The sequence below is a fragment of the Herbiconiux moechotypicola genome (assembly GCF_024979255.1).
Lineage (GTDB): Bacteria > Actinomycetota > Actinomycetes > Actinomycetales > Microbacteriaceae > Herbiconiux > Herbiconiux moechotypicola.
In genome coordinates, this window is the sequence record NZ_JANLCN010000020.1 from 1 (window position 1) to 19,128 (window position 19,128).

General features: G+C 70.2%; 16 protein-coding genes. 12 read left to right on the forward strand and 4 right to left on the reverse strand.

What is annotated here, in order from left to right; genetic code table 11:
• Nucleotides 1-382 precede the first annotated feature (382 nt).
• Nucleotides 383-1,591: an IS110 family RNA-guided transposase gene (locus tag N1031_RS20000; RefSeq protein ID WP_259481704.1), complete on the forward strand. Its 1,209-nt coding sequence runs from the start codon at nt 383-385 to the stop codon at nt 1,589-1,591.
• Between the two features lie 123 nt (nt 1,592-1,714).
• Here the strand turns inward: N1031_RS20000 and N1031_RS20005 are convergent, their stop codons facing one another.
• From N1031_RS20005 to N1031_RS20020, 4 genes are read right to left on the reverse strand one after another with little or no spacing between them, the layout of a single operon-like run.
• The gene (locus tag N1031_RS20005; RefSeq protein ID WP_259481705.1) at nt 1,715-2,761 is read right to left on the reverse strand and encodes an ABC transporter permease; all 1,047 of its coding nucleotides are present in this window, start codon (nt 2,759-2,761) and stop codon (nt 1,715-1,717) included.
• Nucleotides 2,758-3,765: an ABC transporter permease gene (locus tag N1031_RS20010; RefSeq protein ID WP_259481706.1), complete on the reverse strand. Its 1,008-nt coding sequence runs from the start codon at nt 3,763-3,765 to the stop codon at nt 2,758-2,760. The genes N1031_RS20005 and N1031_RS20010 overlap by 4 nt, the downstream gene beginning before the upstream one ends.
• Entirely contained in the window at nt 3,762-5,417 is a 1,656-nt protein-coding gene (locus tag N1031_RS20015) for a sugar ABC transporter ATP-binding protein (RefSeq protein WP_259481707.1), read from the reverse strand. Before N1031_RS20015 ends, N1031_RS20010 begins: the two co-directional genes overlap by 4 nt.
• 47 nt (nt 5,418-5,464) lie before the next feature.
• Nucleotides 5,465-6,547, reverse strand: a complete 1,083-nt coding sequence (locus N1031_RS20020) for a substrate-binding domain-containing protein (RefSeq protein ID WP_259481708.1) — start codon at nt 6,545-6,547, stop codon at nt 5,465-5,467.
• Between the two features lie 418 nt (nt 6,548-6,965).
• Here N1031_RS20020 and N1031_RS20025 point away from each other — a divergent pair, with 418 nt between their 5' ends.
• The 11 genes from N1031_RS20025 (at nt 6,966) to N1031_RS20075 (ending at nt 19,041) form a co-directional block, all read left to right on the forward strand.
• A complete protein-coding gene (locus tag N1031_RS20025) occupies nt 6,966-7,268 on the forward strand; it encodes a helix-turn-helix domain-containing protein (protein ID WP_259481709.1) in 303 nt (100 codons plus the stop codon).
• 150 nt (nt 7,269-7,418) lie between these two features.
• Complete coding sequence (locus tag N1031_RS20030; RefSeq protein ID WP_259481710.1) at nt 7,419-8,519, forward strand: Gfo/Idh/MocA family protein; 1,101 nt, start codon at nt 7,419-7,421, stop codon at nt 8,517-8,519.
• 112 nt (nt 8,520-8,631) lie between these two features.
• Nucleotides 8,632-9,546 (forward strand): sugar phosphate isomerase/epimerase family protein, encoded by a 915-nt coding sequence (locus N1031_RS20035; protein ID WP_259481711.1) that lies wholly within the window; start codon nt 8,632-8,634, stop codon nt 9,544-9,546.
• A 30-nt stretch (nt 9,547-9,576) separates the two neighbouring features.
• Nucleotides 9,577-10,320, forward strand: a complete 744-nt coding sequence (locus N1031_RS20040; RefSeq protein ID WP_259481713.1) for an SDR family NAD(P)-dependent oxidoreductase — start codon at nt 9,577-9,579, stop codon at nt 10,318-10,320.
• A 10-nt stretch (nt 10,321-10,330) separates the two neighbouring features.
• A complete protein-coding gene (locus N1031_RS20045) occupies nt 10,331-11,458 on the forward strand; it encodes an aldose 1-epimerase family protein (RefSeq protein WP_259481714.1) in 1,128 nt (375 codons plus the stop codon).
• A gap of 103 nt (nt 11,459-11,561) precedes the next feature.
• Nucleotides 11,562-12,854: a CaiB/BaiF CoA transferase family protein gene (locus N1031_RS20050; protein WP_259481716.1), complete on the forward strand. Its 1,293-nt coding sequence runs from the start codon at nt 11,562-11,564 to the stop codon at nt 12,852-12,854.
• Nucleotides 12,851-13,981, forward strand: coding sequence for a type 2 periplasmic-binding domain-containing protein (locus tag N1031_RS20055; protein WP_259481717.1), 1,131 nt, complete (start codon nt 12,851-12,853; stop codon nt 13,979-13,981). Before N1031_RS20050 ends, N1031_RS20055 begins: the two co-directional genes overlap by 4 nt.
• Nucleotides 13,981-14,796 carry an enoyl-CoA hydratase/isomerase family protein gene (locus N1031_RS20060; RefSeq protein WP_259481719.1) on the forward strand — a complete coding sequence of 272 codons (816 nt, stop codon included), beginning with the start codon at nt 13,981-13,983 and terminating at the stop codon, nt 14,794-14,796. The genes N1031_RS20055 and N1031_RS20060 overlap by 1 nt, the downstream gene beginning before the upstream one ends.
• Before the next feature lie 188 nt (nt 14,797-14,984).
• Nucleotides 14,985-16,217: a fumarylacetoacetate hydrolase family protein gene (locus tag N1031_RS20065; RefSeq protein WP_259481721.1), complete on the forward strand. Its 1,233-nt coding sequence runs from the start codon at nt 14,985-14,987 to the stop codon at nt 16,215-16,217.
• Nucleotides 16,214-17,332, forward strand: coding sequence for a LacI family DNA-binding transcriptional regulator (locus N1031_RS20070; protein WP_259481722.1), 1,119 nt, complete (start codon nt 16,214-16,216; stop codon nt 17,330-17,332). The genes N1031_RS20065 and N1031_RS20070 overlap by 4 nt, the downstream gene beginning before the upstream one ends.
• 191 nt (nt 17,333-17,523) lie before the next feature.
• Nucleotides 17,524-19,041, forward strand: coding sequence for an aldehyde dehydrogenase family protein (locus N1031_RS20075; protein WP_259481724.1), 1,518 nt, complete (start codon nt 17,524-17,526; stop codon nt 19,039-19,041).
• Nucleotides 19,042-19,128 lie beyond the last annotated feature (87 nt).

The window sequence follows — 19,128 nt, forward strand, 5'->3', positions numbered from 1 at the left end:
ACTTCGCCACCCCAGCTGAGATCATCGAACCCTACCTGTTGCACTGACCACTAGAGACCACCCAGCGAGAGAGGGCACTTCATGACGGGTCGATCACAGAATGCGGGTAAGGCGCACGGCGGGTCGGGGCGTGCCCCGTTACTTTGTTCGTGCCTGCCTTTGGGTGATCCTGGTGGGTGTTGGCCTGCTGGGTCCGGCATGATCGTTGCCCCCTGTCGCTGTTGATGATCTGGGGGGTGTTGTCACCGGGCCCGGTTGGCGGCGTGTGATCGCTGATAGGGACAGGACCCAGCCTCGCTGAGAGCCGTTCGTAACGTGGATGCCGAGACTCGCCGCTACTGGTTCTGGCCGACTCTGGTCGGTTCGAACGAAGGGAGCGGAGATGGGAACGAGCATCGTCGGCTATGACGATGTCGATGTGTTCATCGGTGTCGATGTTGGCAAGGGAGAACACTACGCGGTCGCGGTCGACCGGGCCGGGAAGCGGCTTTTCGACAAGGCGCTGCCCAACGATGAAGCGAAGCTCCGCGACCTGATCGGCGGGCTGAAGAGCCGCGGCCGGGTGTTGTTCGTGGTCGATCAACCGGCCACGATCGGTGCTCTGCCACTCGCGGTCGCGCAGGCCGAGGGTGTTCTGATCGGGTATATTCCCGGACTGGCGATGCGTCGCATCGCGGACCTCCATGCCGGTGAAGCGAAGACCGATGCTCGGGATGCGGCCATCATCGCAGAAGCCGCGAGGTCATTGCCGCACGCGCTGCGGTCGTTGGAGCTCGCGGATGAGCAGGTCGCCGAGTTGTCGATGCTCTGCGGCTTCGATGACGACCTCGCGCAGCAGATCACCGCGACTAGCAACCGTGTCCGGGGCCTCCTCACCCAGATCCATCCCGCCCTCGAGAGAGTGATCGGGCCAAGACTGGACCACCCCGCGGTCATGGACCTGCTCCAGCGCTACCCGTCACCGGCCAGCCTCACAGCCGCTGGCGAGAAGCGGATCGGTGACCGCCTGGCCAAGCTCGCACCCAGGATCGGCCGACGTATCGCGGCCGAAATCACCCAGGCCCTCACCGAACAGACCGTGGTCGTGGTCGGCACGAACGCCGCCACCCTGGTCCTCCCGCGTCTTGCGAAACAACTCGCGGGATTGCGGGAACAGCGGGCCGAGATCGCGGTCGAGGTCGAGCGTCTCGTGGAGGCCCACCCTCTTCACCCCGTCCTGACGAGCATGCCCGGAGTCGGCGTCAGGACAGCAGCACGGCTCCTCACCGAAGTCTCCGGCAAACACTTCGCCACCGCCGGGCACCTCGCTTCCTACGCCGGACTCGCCCCCGTCACCCGCCGGTCAGGTTCATCGATCCGTGGCGAACACGCATCCCGACGCGGGAACAAGATCCTGAAACGGGCATTGTTTCTGTCCGCTTTCGCGGCGCTCCGCGACCCCGTCTCCCGCGCCTACTACGACCGCAAGATCACTCAGGGCAAGCAACACAACCAGGCCCTCATCGCCCTCGCCCGCCGCCGCTGCGACGTCCTCCACGCCATGCTCCGCGACGGCACCCTCTACCAAGCCCCGATCCCGATCGCGGCTTGACAAGAACCATAGGGACACCCCCCACATCCTCTCGGCCCTCCAGCTCGCGAGTGGGCAGAATCTGCCGGTTCGACGAGGCGATGACGACCGATTGCGCCCACTCGGTGTGGGTGCGCGGGGTGGCTACGCCCGCCGCCGCCCGTAGAGGGAGATGACGAGGAGGATGATGACGCCGTAGATGAGCTGCTGGATGTTGGCGCCGAGGTTGAGGACCGCCACGAGGGTCGACACCTGACCGAGCACGAGCGCACCGCCGACGGTGCCCACGACCGAGCCGCGTCCGCCGAAGATCGACGCGCCACCCACGACGACCGCCGCCACCGAGGCGAGCAGGTAGCTCGCGCCCATGGTGGCCGAGGCCTGCTGGTAGTAGCCCACGATCACGATGCCCGCGAACGCGGCCAAGAGCCCGCTCAGCATGTAGCCGGTGATGCGGATGCGGTCGACCGGCAGGCCCGCCAGCCGTGCAGTCTCGGCGGCCGAGCCGACCACGAACAGCGAGCGGCCCCATCCGGTGAATGACAGCACCAGCTGCAGCACCACCATCAGCGCGAGCCCGAGCGGCAGCACGGCCGGCATGGTGAGGCCGAGCACCGAGATCTTCGCCGAGGTGATGGCGATCACGAAGTCGGGCGTGACCGTGAGCTCGGAGAAGTTGAACGCGAGCAGGATGACGCCGAACAGCAACCCGTTCATGGCGATCGTCGTGACGATGGGGGTGAGCCCGAGCTTCGCGATGACGGCACCGTTGAGGAACCCGATGAGCGCTCCTGCGAGCAACGCCGCCACGAAGGCCCCGCCCGGGCCGAGCGGTCCCACCAGGGTGAGGAACGCCAGCGCGCTGAAGCCGATGGTGTTGGGCACCGAGAGGTCGATGCCCGCCTGGATGACCGCCACGGTCTGCCCGAACGAGGCGATGGCCAGGATGATGGCGAAGGTGGCCGTGCCGATGAGCGAGTCGATCGACACCAGGTTGGGCCGGATGAGCCCGCCGACGCCGAACAGCACCAGGAAGGCCAGCAGCGGCCAGACCGCGCGCGGCACCCGGGCGACGACGCTGGAGAACGACGACCTGCCGGTGGCGCCGGTGTTGAGCTCGGGGCTCTCGGGACCGTCGGGGGCCCCGGCCGCCTCGGCGGCACCGGCGCTGGTGAGGGTGGGTGTGCTCATGAACGGATTCCCTTCACACGGAACGCGACCTTGCGCCAGACGACGGGGAGGCCCACGACCGCCACGATGATGAGCGCCGAGATGACGTACTGCCAGTAGGAGTTGACCCCGGCGAAGAACAGCAGGTTGCCGATGAGGCCGAGCGTGCAGGCGGCGAGGATGGTGCCGATGATCGAGCCGCGCCCGCCGGTGAACACCGCGCCGGCCAGGGCCACGGCGGCGATCGACGAGAGCAGGTAGGGATCGCCCGAGCGCGGGTCGCCCGTGACCGTCGACGACGCCAGCATCATCGCGCCGAACGAGGTGAGCACCCCGGCCAGCCCGAAGGCGAGCAGCTTGGTGAGCTTGGCATTGAGGCCGGCGGCCCGCACGCTCTCCATGTTGGAGCCGACGCCGTAGATGTGCCGGCCGAGCGCCGTGCGCTGCAGCAGCAGCCAGAGCAGCACCGCGATCACCGCGAGCCACACCAGCGACACCGGCACGTAGGGCAGCAGTTCGCCGCTGGTGGCGAGGTAGATCTCGGTGGTGACCCCACCCCCCGGGGCGTCGAGCACCTCGCGGGCCAGCGACCCGAAGATGAACGCCGAGGCCAGGGTGACCGCGATGGCGGGCAACCCTCCGTAGGCCACGAGCAGGCCGTTGAACAACCCGCAGGCGAGCCCGGTGCCGACCGAGAGCAGGATGGCGACGGGCACCGGCATGGTCTCCAGCTGCACTGCGAACACCACGTTCGCGAGGCTCATGATGGCGCCGATGGAGATGTCGATGCCGCCCACCAGCACGATCACGAGCTGCGCGAGCGCCACGAGCGCGAGCGGCACCACGAGGTTCGCCGCGGTCTGCAGCTGGAACCGCGTGAGCAGCGACGGGTTGATGATGACGTAGACGATGAAGAACACCGCGAATGCCAGGATGGGGGCGACGGCGCCTTCGCGGCGGAGGCGCACGACGCCCGAGGCGTTCCACCAGCGGGGTCCGGCGGCGGTGGGGCTGATGGCGCTCATCGCGCTCCTCCCGAGGTGGTGGACGAGGGGGCGGCGGCTGCCGAGGTGGCGGCGTGCGCCGAGGTGGTGGCGGATGCGCCGGGCGGGGCCGACGGCGCGCCGCCTGTCGCGAGGTTGAGGCCGCCGGTGGCCCCGACGGCGGCGCCGACGACGGCGTCGGCGGTGAGGCGGTGCCCGACGAGCTCGTCGGCCACCTGCCCCTGGTAGAGCACCACCACGCGGTGGCACACGTGCACGAGCTCCTCGACCTCGGTCGAGAACCAGAGGATGCCCACGCCCTGCTTCGCGAGCTCGACGATCGCGCCGTAGAGCTCCTGCTTGGCGCGCACGTCGATGCCGCGAGTGGGGTCGTGCAGCAGGATGACCGTGCGGTCGCGGTTCATCCAGCGCCCGAACACGAGCTTCTGCTGGTTGCCGCCCGACAGCGACCCCGAGGTCTCGTTCGCCCCCCGGGTGCGCACCGAGAGGGCGGTGAGGATGCCGTCGATCCAGCCCTTCTCGAGCGAGAGCCGCGGCCGCCCGCCGAGCTGGTAGGCCTTGTACCAGGGCGCCAGCAGGTTCTCGCCCACGCTCATCTCGAGCGCCAGGCCCTCGCGCTTGCGGTCTTCGGGCACATAGCCGAGCCCGCGCCGCACGGAGCGCACCGGGTTGGTGCGCCGCACGGGCGCGCCGCCCACGGTCCACGACTCCGCCACGGCGGGCGTCGCGCCGAACAAAGCACGCAGCAGCTCGGCCTGGCCGTGCCCCTGCAGCCCGCCGATGCCGAGGATCTCGCCGGCGCCGAGCTCGAGGCTCACCCCGTGCAGCCCCTCGGAGCGGAGGTCGTCGACCGACAGCACCACCGCATCCGAGGCTCTCGCTGGCGGGTCGGGGAAGAAGCGCTCCGCCTCGCGCCCCGCCATCATCGAGATGAGCTCGTCGTCGGTCCAGCCGTCGCGCACGAACTCGCCGGCCACCTGGCCGTCGCGCAGCACCGTGCCGCGGTCGGCGATCTCGGCGATCTCGCCGAGCCGGTGCGACACGTAGATCACGCTGCCGCCCTGCGCGGTGAGCTCCCGGATGCGCGCGAACAGCCATCGCACACCGGGTGGCGTGAGGGCGCTCGACGCCTCGTCGAGAATCAGCAGCCGAGGCCGTCCGGCGAGCGCGCGGGCGATCTCGACCAGCTGGCGGTCGGCCAGCGAGAGCGTGCCGACCGCCGCGCGCGGGTCGATGTGGGGAAGGTGGAACTCCTCCAGCAGCTGCTTGGCCTTCGTGACCGCCTTGCGCTGTGAGAAGCCCCGCAGCGGTGCACCGTCGGGCAGCGAGAGGTTCTCGGCCACCGTCCAGTCGGGCACCAGCGCGAGCTCCTGGAAGGCGCAGCGCACCCCCGAGAGCCGGGACTGCTTCACACTGCCCGACGCGAGCGGTTCGCCGCCGACCACGATGGAGCCGCTGGTGGGAGTCACCGCCCCCGCGAGCATCTTCGCGACCGTGCTCTTGCCGGCGCCGTTCTCGCCGACGAGCGCGAGCACCTCGCCGGGGTTGCAGTGGAAGGTCACGCCGCGCACCGCCTTGACGGGGCCGTAGCTCTTCACGAGCTCGGTCGCCACCAGGAGGGCGTCGGCGGGTGCCGCGACGGTGGTCGCGGCACCCGGTGAGACGTCGGTCACGAAGGTCTCCTCATCGAGTGTTCGTCGTGCGGGGGAAAGGGTGTGACTCAGGAGCCCGAGTAGAACTCCATGACCTCGTCGAGCGTGAGGTCGAGACCCGGGAAGTCGTAGCCGAGCTGGAAGTTGTTCGGCTTGTCGGGCAGGCAGTACTCCTCGGCGTTCTCGTTGGTGATCTGGAGCGGCTCGTAGTACTGCTCCTGCTCGATCTCCTCGCCCTCGAGCAGCTTCACGGCCTGCTCGAGACCCTTGGCGTAGATGGCGGGCTGGCCGAACACCATGTTGCCGGTGAGGCCGTCGGCGGCGTAGTTCGCGAGGGTGCAGGCCTCGCCGTTGTAGCCGGAGCCGCCCACGACGGGCACGAACGGCAGCCCGGCCGCCTTGAAGGCCTCGGGCACGCCCTGACCACCGGTGAGGAAGGAGTAGACGCCGCCGATGTCGGGGTTGGAGCGCAGGATGTTCGACATCGACTCCTGGGCGGTGGCCTCGTTCCAGCCGTTGGTGTCCTGCGCCACGACGGTGGCGCCGCCGCCCTCGAGCGTCTCGATGACGCCGGGCATCGACACCTCGTTGAGCGGCACGCCAGCGAGGCCCTCCAGCACGGCGATGTTCTTGTCGTCGCCGAGGTTCTCGAGCAGCCAGTCGGCGCCGATGGTGCCGGCGTTGGCCCAGTCGGTGGAGACGATGTAGACGTCGTCGCTGTCGTAGGGTCCGCCGTTGGCGATGACCGGGATGCCTTGGGCCGTCGCCTGCGTGATGGCGGCGTCGGCGCCCGAGGAGGAGGCCGGGTCGAAGAGGATGAGGTCGACGCCGTCGGCGATGAGGTTCTGCATCGCCGCGTTCTGCTGAGCGGCGTCGTTGTCGTTGGTGCGCACGATCTTGAGCTCGACCTTGTCGGCGTACTCGGGCTTGGCGGCGAGGGCCTGCAGGGCCGCCAGGCCCATCTCGCGCCACGCCTGGCCGCCCAGGGGCTGCTCGAAGCCGATGACGAACTTGCCGTCGTCGCCCGAGGCCCCCGTGGAGCCGCCGCCCTCGGCCGGCGCGCTGGTGCACCCGGCGAGCAGAACGAGAGACGACAGGCCGGCCACGACGGCCGCCCCCTTGGCGACACGGTTGCGCTGTGGAGTGTGCATGGATTTCTCCCTTGAAATCGGTGGTGTGATGGCACCGTAGCGCAAAAGTGTTAGCGCTGCCAGTAGCGCTGCCAAATTTCGAACGCCGCAATGCGCCGAGTGATGAACCGTTGCGCCACCCGCGCGATAAAATGATGAATAATCACGTAGAAAGGTTGCGGATGGGCGCATTTCGATCGGGGACGCGTTCTACCTCTGGCCCGACGTCGAGGAGCAGGTTCTGGCTTTGGCAGTGTCGAACTCCGGCCTGTGCGACCAGATCACGGCGCGTATCGACATGCTTGCCGAGCACGGACCGTCGCTGGGGCGACCGATCACAAGCGGGGAAACTGGAAGGGCTGGTACCCGCCGGCTATCACGATCGCCGAGGAACGATTTCGACAATGGCAGGGAGGCGTAGGTGATGAATGAAAGTCCCGTGAGTTGGGCGCGCACGCGCGAGAAGCTCGACCGCGATCCGGGTCGCGTCGCCGAAGCTCGGCACGCCGCAGAGGCGGAAGTGCTCGCCCATCAACTGGTCACCCTCCGCAAGCGGGCCGAACTGACTCAGAGTGAGCTCAGCAAGACCATGGGGGTGTCTCAGCGGCGTGTCTCGGCCATCGAGCGAGGGGAGTTGGAGTCGTTCGAGCTGGACACCATCAAGAAATACGTCCAAGCCTTGGGTGGCCATGTTCGCGTCGTCGCCGACTTTGGAGATGAGAGCTTCACTCTTGCGAGCTGAGGGCGGGAGAGGGATCGCGCAGGGGCGGTGATCACCACCGGCGGGTTGATCCTGACTCCCTTTCGCTCAATGGCAGCGCTAGCAGTAGCGCTGCCAGAGGATTGCCGCTATGGTGATCGAAATCGTCGCAACGACGCGATTGGAGTGAATGTGACCATCTCGACAGCCGCCGGCCTCGAAGTCCGGCCAGACGTCGACATCCGCGCGAGCGGCCACCGCATCGGCTGCATCGGCGCCGGAGCGATCATGGCCGACCAGCACCTCGAGGCCTACCGGATCGCCGGGTTCCCGGTAGTGGCCATCGCCTCGCGCACCCCGGCCAACGCCGCCGCGGTCGCGGAGCGCTACGGCATCCCCACGGTGCACGCGACGCCGTCGGAGCTCATCGCCGACCCCTCGGTCGAGATCGTCGACATCGCCTTCCCGCCCGATCAGCAGCCCGCGCTCATCCGTGAGGCCCTCGCCCAGCCGCACGTGAAGGCGGTGCTCGCGCAGAAGCCGCTCGCGCTCGACCTCGACGAGGCGATCGCGCTCCGCGACGAGGCCGCGGCGGCCGGCAAGGTGCTCTCGGTCAACCAGAACATGCGCTACGACCAGTCGGTGCGGGTGCTCAAGCAGCTGCTCGACGCGGGCGCCCTCGGCGACCCGGTGTTCGCGCAGATCGACATGCACGCCGTGCCGCACTGGCAGGGCTTTCTCGAGGGCTACGACCGGCTCACGCTCGCCAACATGAGCGTGCACCACCTCGACGCCCTGCGCTTTCTCTTCGGCGAGCCGAGCGAGATCACGACGGTGGTGCGCGAAGACCCACGTACCGAGTTCGAGCACGAGGACGGCATCGTCGTGTCGACCCTGCGCTTTCCCGGCGACATCTTGGCGCTGAGCGTCGAAGACGTGTGGGGCGGCCCCCGCGAGGAGGGCTTCGACGACGACTTCTTCATCCGCTGGCGCGTGGAGGGCACGGCCGGCATCGCGCAGGGCACCATCGGCTGGCCGCACGGCAAGCCCTCCACCATCCGCTACGCCTCGCGCCACCTCACCGGCGGCGAGTGGGTGGAGCCCGGCTGGGACACCCACTGGTTCCCGCACGCGTTCATCGGTGTGATGGAGCAGGTGCAGTACGCGGTCGAGACCGGCGGTGCGCCCGAGCTCTCCGTGGCCGACAACGTCAAGACCATGGCGCTGATCGAGGCGGGCTACCGCTCGATCGCCGAGAAGCGGCCCGTTCATCTGACCGAGTTCGCCCTCTAGGCGCCGGCCCCGTTCATCCGGCCACCATCGTTCATCCGACCATCCTCGTCACCACGACCACGACCACGCTCGACCGAGCACGACCACCCCACATCCAAGGAGCAACGACGCCATGATCCAGCTGGGCATCTTCACCGCCTACTACCCCTACGACCTCAAGACCACCGCGGAGAAGATCCGCGCGCAGGGCTTCAACACGGTGCAGCTCGACCTGCACTTCAAAGACCTCGACCTGAGTGCCGGCCAGATCACCAAGGAGAAGGCCAAGCTCGTCAGCGACACCTTCCGCGACCACGACCTGCCCATCTCGGCCATCTCGGGCTACACCAACATCGTGCACCCCGACCCCGAGCACCGGAAGGCGAACGTCGCCTACCTCAAGGAGATCATCCGCAACGCCCGCAACTTCGGCTCGAAGTACGTCATCTCGGAGTCGGGCACCTTCAACCCCGAGAGCGAGTGGGACCACGACCCGCACAACCGCTCCGAAGACGCCTACGAGCAGGTGCGCACCGTGCTCGCCGAGCTCGCCCAGGAGGCCTACGACCACGGCGCCACATTCCTCCTCGAGACCTACGTGAACAACGTCATCGGCTCGGTGCGCGAGACCGTGCGCGTGTTCAACGACATCCGAACTCCCGGTCTCGAGCTGCTGATGGACCCCACCAACTACTTCGACGCCACCAACATCGACGACCAGGCGGGTGTGCTCAACGAGGTGTTCGACACCCTCGGCGACCGCGTGCGCGTGGCCCACGCCAAAGACGTCAAGCGCGCGGGCGACGACAAGAGCGAGAAGCACGCCGACATCGGCGACGACGACGCTCTGGCGTCGCACACCTTCCGCGGCGTGGGCGAGATCGAGCTGCCGGCCGCCGGCCTCGGCTCGCTCGACTACGAGCTCTACCTGCAGCGCCTGAGCGAGCAGAACCCCAACGCGCCCCTCATCATCGAGCACCTCGACGAGAGCGACATCCCGCGGGCGAAGCAGTTCGTCACGGATATCCTCAAGAAGTACACGATCTGATCGGGCCAGAGGCGATTCGAGAGGACTGACGTGCACCAGAAGGTAGCGATCGTCACGGGCGCCGGCGGCGCGCTCGGGCGGGCGACGGCGCTTCGGCTCGGAGCCGACGGCTTCGCGATCGGGGCGCTCGGCCGGCCGAGCGACGAGCTCGCCGAGACCGTGTCCCAGCTCGAGGCCGAGGGGGTGGCGGCCCGGATGCTCGAGGCCGACCTCCGCGACGCCACGGCGATCGAGGCGGCGATCCTCGGCACCGAGCGCGAGTTCGGGCCGGTGGAGGCGCTCGTCAACAACGCGGCCATCTACCCGAGCACGCCCTTTCTCGAGATCGGGCTCGGCGAGTACGACGACGTGGTGACGGTCAACCAGCGCGCCTACTTCTACGCCGCCCAGGTGGCGGCGCGCGGCATGGTCGTGCGCCGCTCCGGTGCCATCGTGAACATCGGCTCCATCACCTGGAACGGCGGCTGGTCGAACCTCGCCAGCTACGTGTCGACCAAGGGTGCGGCGGTCTCGCTCACGAGGGCGCTGGCGCGGGAGCTCGGCGAGTTCGGCATTCGCGTGAACGCGGTGTCGCCGGGGGCCTTCCCCACGAAGGCCGAGGAGATCAACGGCGACGCCGCCGAGTACTCCGCCCACGTCATCGAGCACCAGGCGCTCAAGCGCCGGGGAGCCGACGCCGAGCTGGCCGCAGTCGTGTCGTTCCTGGTGGGCCCCGACTCGTCGTTCGTGACGGGGCAGACCATCAACGTCGACGGCGGCTGGGTGATGTCATGAGGAGCGTGCGATGAACATCTTCGGCAACGAGATCGACCGGGCCGAGCTCGAGAAGCGTACCGGCGACCTCTCGGCGGTGGCGGGCATCCGCCAGGTGGTGCTCGACAACGGGGTGGAGCGGGGCGTGCGGGCGATCGACCTGCGCACCTCGGCCGGCCTCGAGCTCGAGGTGCTGGTCGACCGGGCCTTCGACCTCGGCTCGGCACGCTTCCGCGGTGCACCGCTGGGGTGGCGCTCGGGCAACGGCTTCCGCCACCCCGGGCTGCACGAGCACAGCGACGAGGGAGGGCTCTCGTGGCTTCGCGCCCTCGACGGCCTGCTCGTCTCCGGCGGGCTCGACCACACCCTGTTCGGCGGCGAGATCGACGCCACCCGCTACGCCTACCCGCCCAAGCAGAGCGTGACGCACGGTCTGCACGGTCGTCTCACCGCCATCCCGGCCCGGCTGCTGGAGGCGCGCGAGGTTCCCGGCGCGCATCCGGATGCCGCGCCCGTGCTGCGGGTGGTGGGCGAGGTGGTGCAGGCCACCAGCTTCGGCGAGCACCTGCGGCTCACCCGCACCATCGAGCTTGACTTCGACGGGCGGGAGATCCGACTGCACGACGTGGTCGACAACCTCGGTTTCGAGCCGACCCCGCACATGTTCCTGTACCACCTCAACATCGGCTGGCCCTACATCGACGAGGGCACCGAGTTCGTGGCCCCGATCGCGAAGATGTTGTGGGCCTCGGACTCGGCGTCGCAGCAGGGCGTCTCCTACCGCACCCTGCCCGAGCCGCAGCTCGGTTTCGTGGAGCAGGTGTACGAGCACGAGCTCGTGGCGGGCCCAGACGGCCGCCACCGGGTGGCCCTCCTCGCGCCCGACGGCTCGCGCGGGGTCGAGGTGACCTGGAAGGCCGAGGGCATGCCGCACTTCTTCGAGTGGCAGAACCTGCGCAGCGGACAGTACGCGGTGGGGCTCGAGCCCTCCACGCACCACGTCGCCGGCGACGGCGCAGCCCGCGACGACGGCTCGATGACCTTCCTCGAGCACGGCGAGAGCCGGGAGTACTCCACCACCATCCGGGTGCTGGGCGGCGAGGAGGAGACCTCCGCCGCACGCGCCGCCATCCGCGCCCTGCACGGACAGCCCGACTAGGCCGCCACGATGACGAGTCGAGCCCTGTCCGCTGCTATTCTTATGTTAGCGCTGCCATTCGTGATGAGCGGATACGCGGCCCCCGATGAGCGAGGAAACCGCCATGACTGACACCGCACTGAGCGACGCTGCACCGAGCGACGCCCCCGAGGTGCTCTCCGGCATCCGGGTGCTCGACTGCTCGATCGCCATGGCCGGACCGTTCGCCGCGCAGCGGCTCGGCGACCTCGGCGCCGACGTCATCAAGGTCGAGCCGACCACGGGGGAGTGGCAGCGCCACGCGGCCGCCGGCGGCGCGACGGGCAACCGCATCAACGTGTCGTTCCTCTCACTCAACCGCAACAAGCGCTCCATCGGGGTCGACCTCAAGTCGGCCGAGGGCAAGGAGATCCTCTACGAGCTGGTGCGCTCGGCCGACGTCTTCTTGCAGAACTACCGGCCCGGCGTGGCCGCGCGGCTCGGCGTCGACTACGACACGCTCCGCGCCATCAACCCGTCGATCGTCTACGTCTCCATCTCGGGCTACGGCGAAGACGGGCCGTACCGCAACCGGCCGGGCCAAGACCTGCTGCTGCAGGCCATGAGCGGTGCAATGCTCTCCTCCGGCAGCGCGGGCCACCCGCCCACCCCGGCCGGGCAGTACCTCGTCGACGCGGTCACCGCCTCCACCGCCTTCGAGGGCGTGCTGGCGGCGCTCTTCCACCGCGAGCGCACCGGACAGGGGCAGCTCGTGTCGGTGAACATGCTCGACGCCATCACCACGCTGCAGATGCAGGAGCTCTCGGTGTTCACCGTGGGCGGCGTGGGCCAGCACCGCAGCGAGCAGCCGCACGCGCACGTCTACATCCGGGCGCCGTACGGGGCGTTCTCGACCGCCGACGGCTACCTCGCGCTCGCCATGCCCGACCTGCACACCCTCGGCGAGGTGATCGGCGAACCCAGCTTCCTGGGCCTCGACACCGAGACCGACAGCTGGGCGCACCGCGACGAGATCTACCGCAAGACGGCCGAGCGCCTGCTCGCGCGCACCACGGCCGAATGGATGGAGGCGCTCGGCGCAGTCGGCATCTGGGCCGGGCCGGTGTACGGCTACCAAGACCTGGTCGACGACGAGCAGATCAAGCACAACGGCACCTTCATCGAGTACGAGCACCCCACGGAGGGGCGCATCACGACCCCGGGCTTCCCCTACAAGCTGTCGGCGACACCGGCGCGCATCGATCGCGGGGCGCCCGTGACGGGGGAGCACACCCGGGAGATCCTGGTGGGGCTCGGCTACGACGAGGAGTCGGTCGACCGTCTGCTCGCCGCGGGCGTCGTGGCCGCCGAGAGCGTCGACTCGGTCGTGCCCGCCGCGGCCACTGTGCCCACCGCATCCTCCGGGGGCGGGCAATGAGCTCCTACCGCGGCATCACCTGGGACCACCCGCGCGGCAAGCACGCACTGATCGCCGCCTCCTCTCGCACCGGCTCGCACACCGCATCGGTGGAGCTCGACTGGAGCGCGCACTCGCTCGAGCACTTCGAGTCGCACCCCATCGACGAGCTCGCCCGCGACTACGACCTCATCGTGCTCGACCACCCGCACCTCGGCGAGGCGCTCGAGCTGCACTCGCTGCAGCCGATGGATGCGGTGGTGGGCGCCGAGCGCATCGAGCGCTGGTCGCGGCAGGCCGTCGGGCCCTCCTTCGACTCCTACTCGGTCGACGGCTACCAGTGGGCGGTGCCGCTCGACGCGGCCACGCAGGTCGCCGTGCACAAGCCCGCCCTGGTGGGGTCCGCCCCCGAGACCTGGGCCGAGGTGGAGGAGCTCTCGCGTTCGGTGCCCGTCGCGCTCTCGCTCGCCGGCCCGCACACCTTCCTCAGCTTCGCGTCGATCTGCGTCGCGTTCGGCGACCCCGTGCCCGCGCATCCCTCGGCCGGCTTCGTCGCGCGTGGCACGGCCCTCGCGGTGCTCGAGCTGATGCGCTCGCTCGCCTCGCGCATCCCGCCCGGCTCCGAGACGCAGAACCCCATCGCGCTGTTGCAGCGCATGACCGACGGCGATGACATCGCCTACTGCCCGCTCGTCTACGGCTACGTCAACTACTCGTCACCGCAGCTGCGGTTCACGGATGCGCCGGCCGCGCGGGCGGGCGGGCGCATCGGCTCGACCATCGGCGGCACCGGGCTCGCGGTGAGCGCGCGCTGCGAAGTGACGCCCGAGCTCGTCGACCACATCGTGTGGCTGCTCGCACCCGAGACGCAGCGCGGCTTCATTCCGCAGCACGACGGGCAGCCGTCGTCGCGGGCGGCGTGGACCGACCGTGCTGTCGATGCCGCTGCGGCCGGGTTCTACTCGGGAACGCTGCGCACGATCGAGCAGTCGTGGGTGCGGCCCAGGTACGCGGGGTACATCGCGTTCCAGTCGGAGGCGTCGGCGATCGTGCGGTCGGTGGCGCTCGGCGAGGTCGCCGTGGAGGCCGGGCTCGACCGGCTCGAGGAGGCGTTCGCCGCGTCGGCGCTCGCCGGGAAGGTCGTGTGATGAGCAACACCTCAGGAGCCGGCGGCGTCGCCGTGCCGCCGCTCGGCACCGACGAGATCGTCGCCGAGCTGGGCGGGCACGTGCTCGTGGTCACCCTCAACCGGCCGCAGAAGCTCAACTCCGTCACGCAGGAGATGTCGGATGCGCTGGTCACCGTGGCCGAGTGGGCCAACGACTCCGACGCCGTGCGGGCCGTCGTGCTCACCGGGGCGGGCGAGCGGTCGTTCTGCGCCGGCAGCGACATCCGCCAGCTCGACAAGTACGCCACCCCGTGGGACTTCCGCAACCGCACCGACTACTGCGACGCCCTGAGGGAGCTGCGCAAACCCGTCATCGCCGCGGTGAACGGCTACGCCTTCGGGGGCGGTCTCGAGACCGCGATGACCTGCGACATCCGGCTGGCGTCGACCACCGCCTCGTTCGCGGCGCCCGAGATCAAGCTCGGCTGGATCGGGGGCGGGGGCATGAGCACCTTCCTCGGCCACTCCATCGGGGCCAGCAACGCGGCCCTCATGCTCATGACCGGCGATCCGATCGACGCGGAGCGCGCCCTCGCCTGGGGTCTCGTCTCCGAGCTCGTCGAACCGGGGCAGCTGCTCGGGCGGGCCGTCGAACTGGCGAGCATCATCGCCACGAGGCCGCCGATCGCCGCCGAGACCGCGAAGGCCAACCTGCGCGCCGCCTACAACCTGCCCCAGGATGCGGCGATCGCCTACGAGCGCGACCTGCAGACCGTCACCTTCGCCACCGACGACGCGGCGGAGGGGCGGGCCGCCTTCGCCGAGAAACGGCAGGGCGTGTACCGGCGGCGCTGACGTGCTTCCGGGCACGCAGGCCGTCGCCCGCCATCTCGCACCCGGCCGCACAGCCCGTCGCCCGCCACCGACCACCCGGCCGTACAGCCCGTCGCCCGCCACCGACCACCGCACCGGCACCATCACCCGCATCCGATCGCTCCACCTCCATCAGACCCGCCTCACCTCGACAGAAGGACGCCGAACCGATGAGCACCACCTCCGCCTCCGCCCTCGCTCCCACCGCCTGGGCCGGCACGGCCGAGCAGGCCCTGCCGCGCGACGGCTACGCGGGCACCCTCGTGGGTCGCGTGTGGAACCCGGCCGCGGGCGCCGACGGCGGCCCCTCGCCCGTGCTCGTCACCGCCGACGGCGTGTTCGACCTCAGCGCGACGTTCGCCACGGTGAGCGCGCTGGCCGAGCACCCGTCACCCGCGGCCGCCGCCCACGCAGCCGGTGCGACCGCACCCCGGCTCGGCTCGTTCGACGAGATCTACGCCAACACCGCCGCGGCCGAGCGCGACCCGGCGGTGCCGTGGCTGCTCGCCCCCGTCGACCTGCAGACGCTCAAGGCCGCGGGCGTGACCTTCGCGGTGTCGATGATCGAGCGCGTCATCGAGGAGCGCGTGCGCGGCGACATCGAGGCGGCGGCACGGATGCGCGGAGCCATCCTGGAGCAGATCGGCACCGACCTGCGCGAGGTGAAGCCCGGCTCCGAGCCCGCGATCGCGCTCAAGGAGTACCTCGTGGGCGAGGGACTGTGGAGCCAGTACCTCGAGGTGGGCATCGGGCCCGACGCCGAGATCTTCACGAAGGGCCCCACGCTCTCGGCCCGCGGCACGGCGGCGCAGGTGGGAGTGCTGGCCGGCTCGCAGTGGAACAATCCCGAGCCCGAGGTCGCGCTGATCGTCGATTCGTCGGGCCGCATCGTGGGCGCCACCCTGGGCAACGACGTGAACCTCCGTGATGTGGAGGGGCGCTCGGCCCTGCTGCTCCCGAAGGCCAAGGACAACAACGCCTCCTGCGCGCTGGGCCCCCTCATCCGCCTCTTCGACGAGGGCTTCGACCTCGACGCGGTGCGGCGGATGCGCGTGACGCTCGAACTCGACGCGGGCGAGGGCGGTGACGGCTTCCACCTCGACGGCAACTCGCAGATGGCCGAGATCAGCCGCGACCCGGTCGATCTCGTGGGGCAGTTGCTCGGCCCGCACCACCAGTACCCCGACGGTGCGGTGCTCATGCTCGGCACGATGTTCGCGCCCATCGTCGACCGCGACGAACCGGATCGCGGCTTCACGCACAAGCGCGGCGACGTCGTGCGGATCTCCTCCGACGAACTGGGTAGTCTGGTCAACCAGGTCGAGGAGAGTGAGAGGTGCGAACCGTGGCAGTTCGGAATCGGCTCGCTGATGGTCAACCTCGCCGGGCGGCAGCTGCTGTGAACGAGGAGACCGTGCTGACGGCCGACCCCGCGACCGCGGTCGCGGAGGGCGCCGACGTGGCGACGGCGGTGACGGTCGAGGCCGTCGCGGGTCGCCAGTCGCGCCGGTCGACGAACACGGTCACCCTCGAAGACGTCGCCCGCCACGCGCGGGTCTCGCCGCAGACCGTCTCGCGGTCGATCCGCACCCCCGAGCTCGTGTCGGAGTTCACGCTCGAGCGCGTGCGCAACTCGATCGCCGCGACCGGCTACGTGCCCAACCTCGCGGCCTCCAACCTAGCCTCGAACCGGAGCATGACGGTGGCCGCCATCATCCCCGCGATCAGCGCCTCCGTCTTCGCCGACGCGCTGCACGGACTCGAGGAGGTGCTCGCCCCCGCCGGGTACCAGCTGTTCATCGGCTCGACCTCCTACCGGCCGGGCCACGAGGAGGAGCTCGTGCGCGCCTTCCTGGGGCGCCGGCCCGACGGCATCTTCATCGTCGGCACCGAGCACTCGCCCAACACCGAGCACCTGCTGCGCGAGTCGAAGGTGCCCGTGATCGAGGCGTGGGACCTCACCGAGAAGCCCATCGACACTGTGGTCGGGTTCTCCAACCGGGAGTCCATTCGGGCGCTGGTGTCGTTCGTGCGGGAGCGGGGCTACGCGCATCCGACGTTCGCCGGGTCGTTCCAGACGGGCGACTTCCGTGCCCTCGCGCGGCGGTCGTCGTTCGAGGAGGCGGTGGCCGAGGCGTTCCCCGGGGAGCCGGTGCGCATCGTCGACTCGGGCACCGCGACGGTCGACTACGAGACCGGCCGGCGCCTGCTCGACGAAGCCCGGCGGCTGCACCCCGAGACGGATGTGCTCATGTTCGCCAGTGACGTGTTCGCCGCCGGTGCGGTGCTCGAGTGCGCGCGGCGAGGGCTGTCGGTGCCGGGAGACATCGCCATCACCGGGTTCGGCGACTTCGAGATCGGGCGTCACCTGGTGCCCACGCTCACCACCGTCGCGGTGCCGAACCGGCAGATCGGCACCACCGCGGGCGAGCTGCTGCTCGCGCGCATGACCCACCGCAGTTCCGAACCGGCCGAGATCGACCTCGGCTTCTCGGTCGTCGCCCGCGAGAGCGCCTGACCCGGGCTGGGCCCGCTCGCACCCACCGGAAGCCCCCACACCGCCCACCTCACACCGTCCCGCCACCACCCACCGCCCCGCCACCACCCACCGCCCCGCCACCGCCCGCCGCATCCCCGTCCCCGCCACCGCCACCGGGCACCATCGCCCACCTCCCCATCCGCCCCACCTCCCACTCCGAAGGACACACAATGTTGACCACAACCGATCCGCGTACGGGTGTTAGCGCTGCCACCGGGCTCGAGCCGAGTTCTGCAGAAGCGGTCGACGCCGCGGCGCGCTGGGCCGCATCCGCTGCTCACGAACTGCAGGCCCGCGGGCGGGAGTTCCGGGCGCAGCTACTCGACGCGATGGCCGCCGCCGTCGAGGAGGCGCGCGACGAGCTCGTCGCCACCGCCGACTCCGAGACCGGCCTCGGCACCGCGCGGCTGAACGGCGAGGTGTCGCGCAGCGCCTTCCAGTTCGCCCTCTTCGCCGAGGCGGTGCGCGAGGGGTCGTTCGTGGAGGCGGCGATCGACCACGCCGGCGACACCCCACTGGGCCCGGGCCCGGATGTGCGGCGCATGCTGGTGTCGATCGGCCCGGTCGCGGTGTTCGGGTCGAGCAACTTCCCGTTCGCGTTCTCGGTGCTCGGCGGCGACGTGGCCTCGGCCATCGCGGCCGGCTCGCCCGTGGTGGTGAAGGCGCACGGCTCGCACCTGCTCACCTCGCAGCGCTCGTTCGAGGTGCTGCAGCGCGCAGCAGCAGCGGTCGGTGCGCCGAGGGGCACCTTCGGCATCGTGTTCGGGCAGCAGGCCGGCGTGGCGCTGGTGAAGCATCCGGCCATCAAGGCCGCCGGCTTCACCGGCTCGCTCGGAGCGGCGAAGGCGCTCATCGGGGCGATCGAGGAGCGGCCCGAGCCCATCCCGTTCTACGGCGAGCTGTCGAGCATCAACCCGCTCGTGGTGTCGCCGGGCGCGGCGGCCGCGCGCGCCACCGAGATCGCCTCCGGCCTGTTCACCTCGGTCACCGGGTCGGCGGGGCAGCTCTGCACGAAGCCCGGCATCGCGTTCGTGCCCGAGGGAGAGGCGGGGCAGGCGATCGTCGACGAGCTCGTGGCCCTCACCGCGGCGTCGTCGGCGCAGGTGCTGCTGAACGACCGCATCCGCGACTCGTTCGACGCGATCGCAGCGCGACTCGAGGGTGCAGGGGCGGCGCCCGCCGCGGTCGGCGCCGGGGCGCCCGAGGGGAGCACGGGGTTCTTCGTGCCGCCGACGGTGCTCGAGTCGACGGCCGCCGCGCTCGACGCCGAGCTCGCCGAGGAGTGCTTCGGACCGCTCGTGGTGGTGGCCCGCTACGGCGCGGTCGACGAGGTGCGGGAGGCGTTCGGGCGCATCCCGAAGTCGCTCACCGCGACCCTCCACGTCGAGGACGAGGAGACCGAGCTGGTCGCCGCGCTGTCCTCCACGCTCGAGGCGAGTGCCGGACGCATCGTGTTCAACGGCTTCCCCACCGGTGTGCGGGTGACCTGGGCGCAGCAGCACGGCGGACCCTGGCCCTCGACGAACTCGCAGCACACCTCGGTGGGCGTCACCGCCGTGCGGCGCTTCCTGCGCCCGATCGCGTGGCAGAACGCCCCCGAGGCGGCCCTGCCCGTCGAGCTCCGCGATGCCGGGCCGGTGCCGGGCATCCCGCGCCGCATCGACGGGGTGCTCGTGCTCCCGGCCTGAGCGGGTCTCGGCTGCACCCTCACGACCCCGATCGACCGGTCGCCAAGTGCCCTCCCCGTGGTCGTGGGGGGGGGGCACTTGGCGACC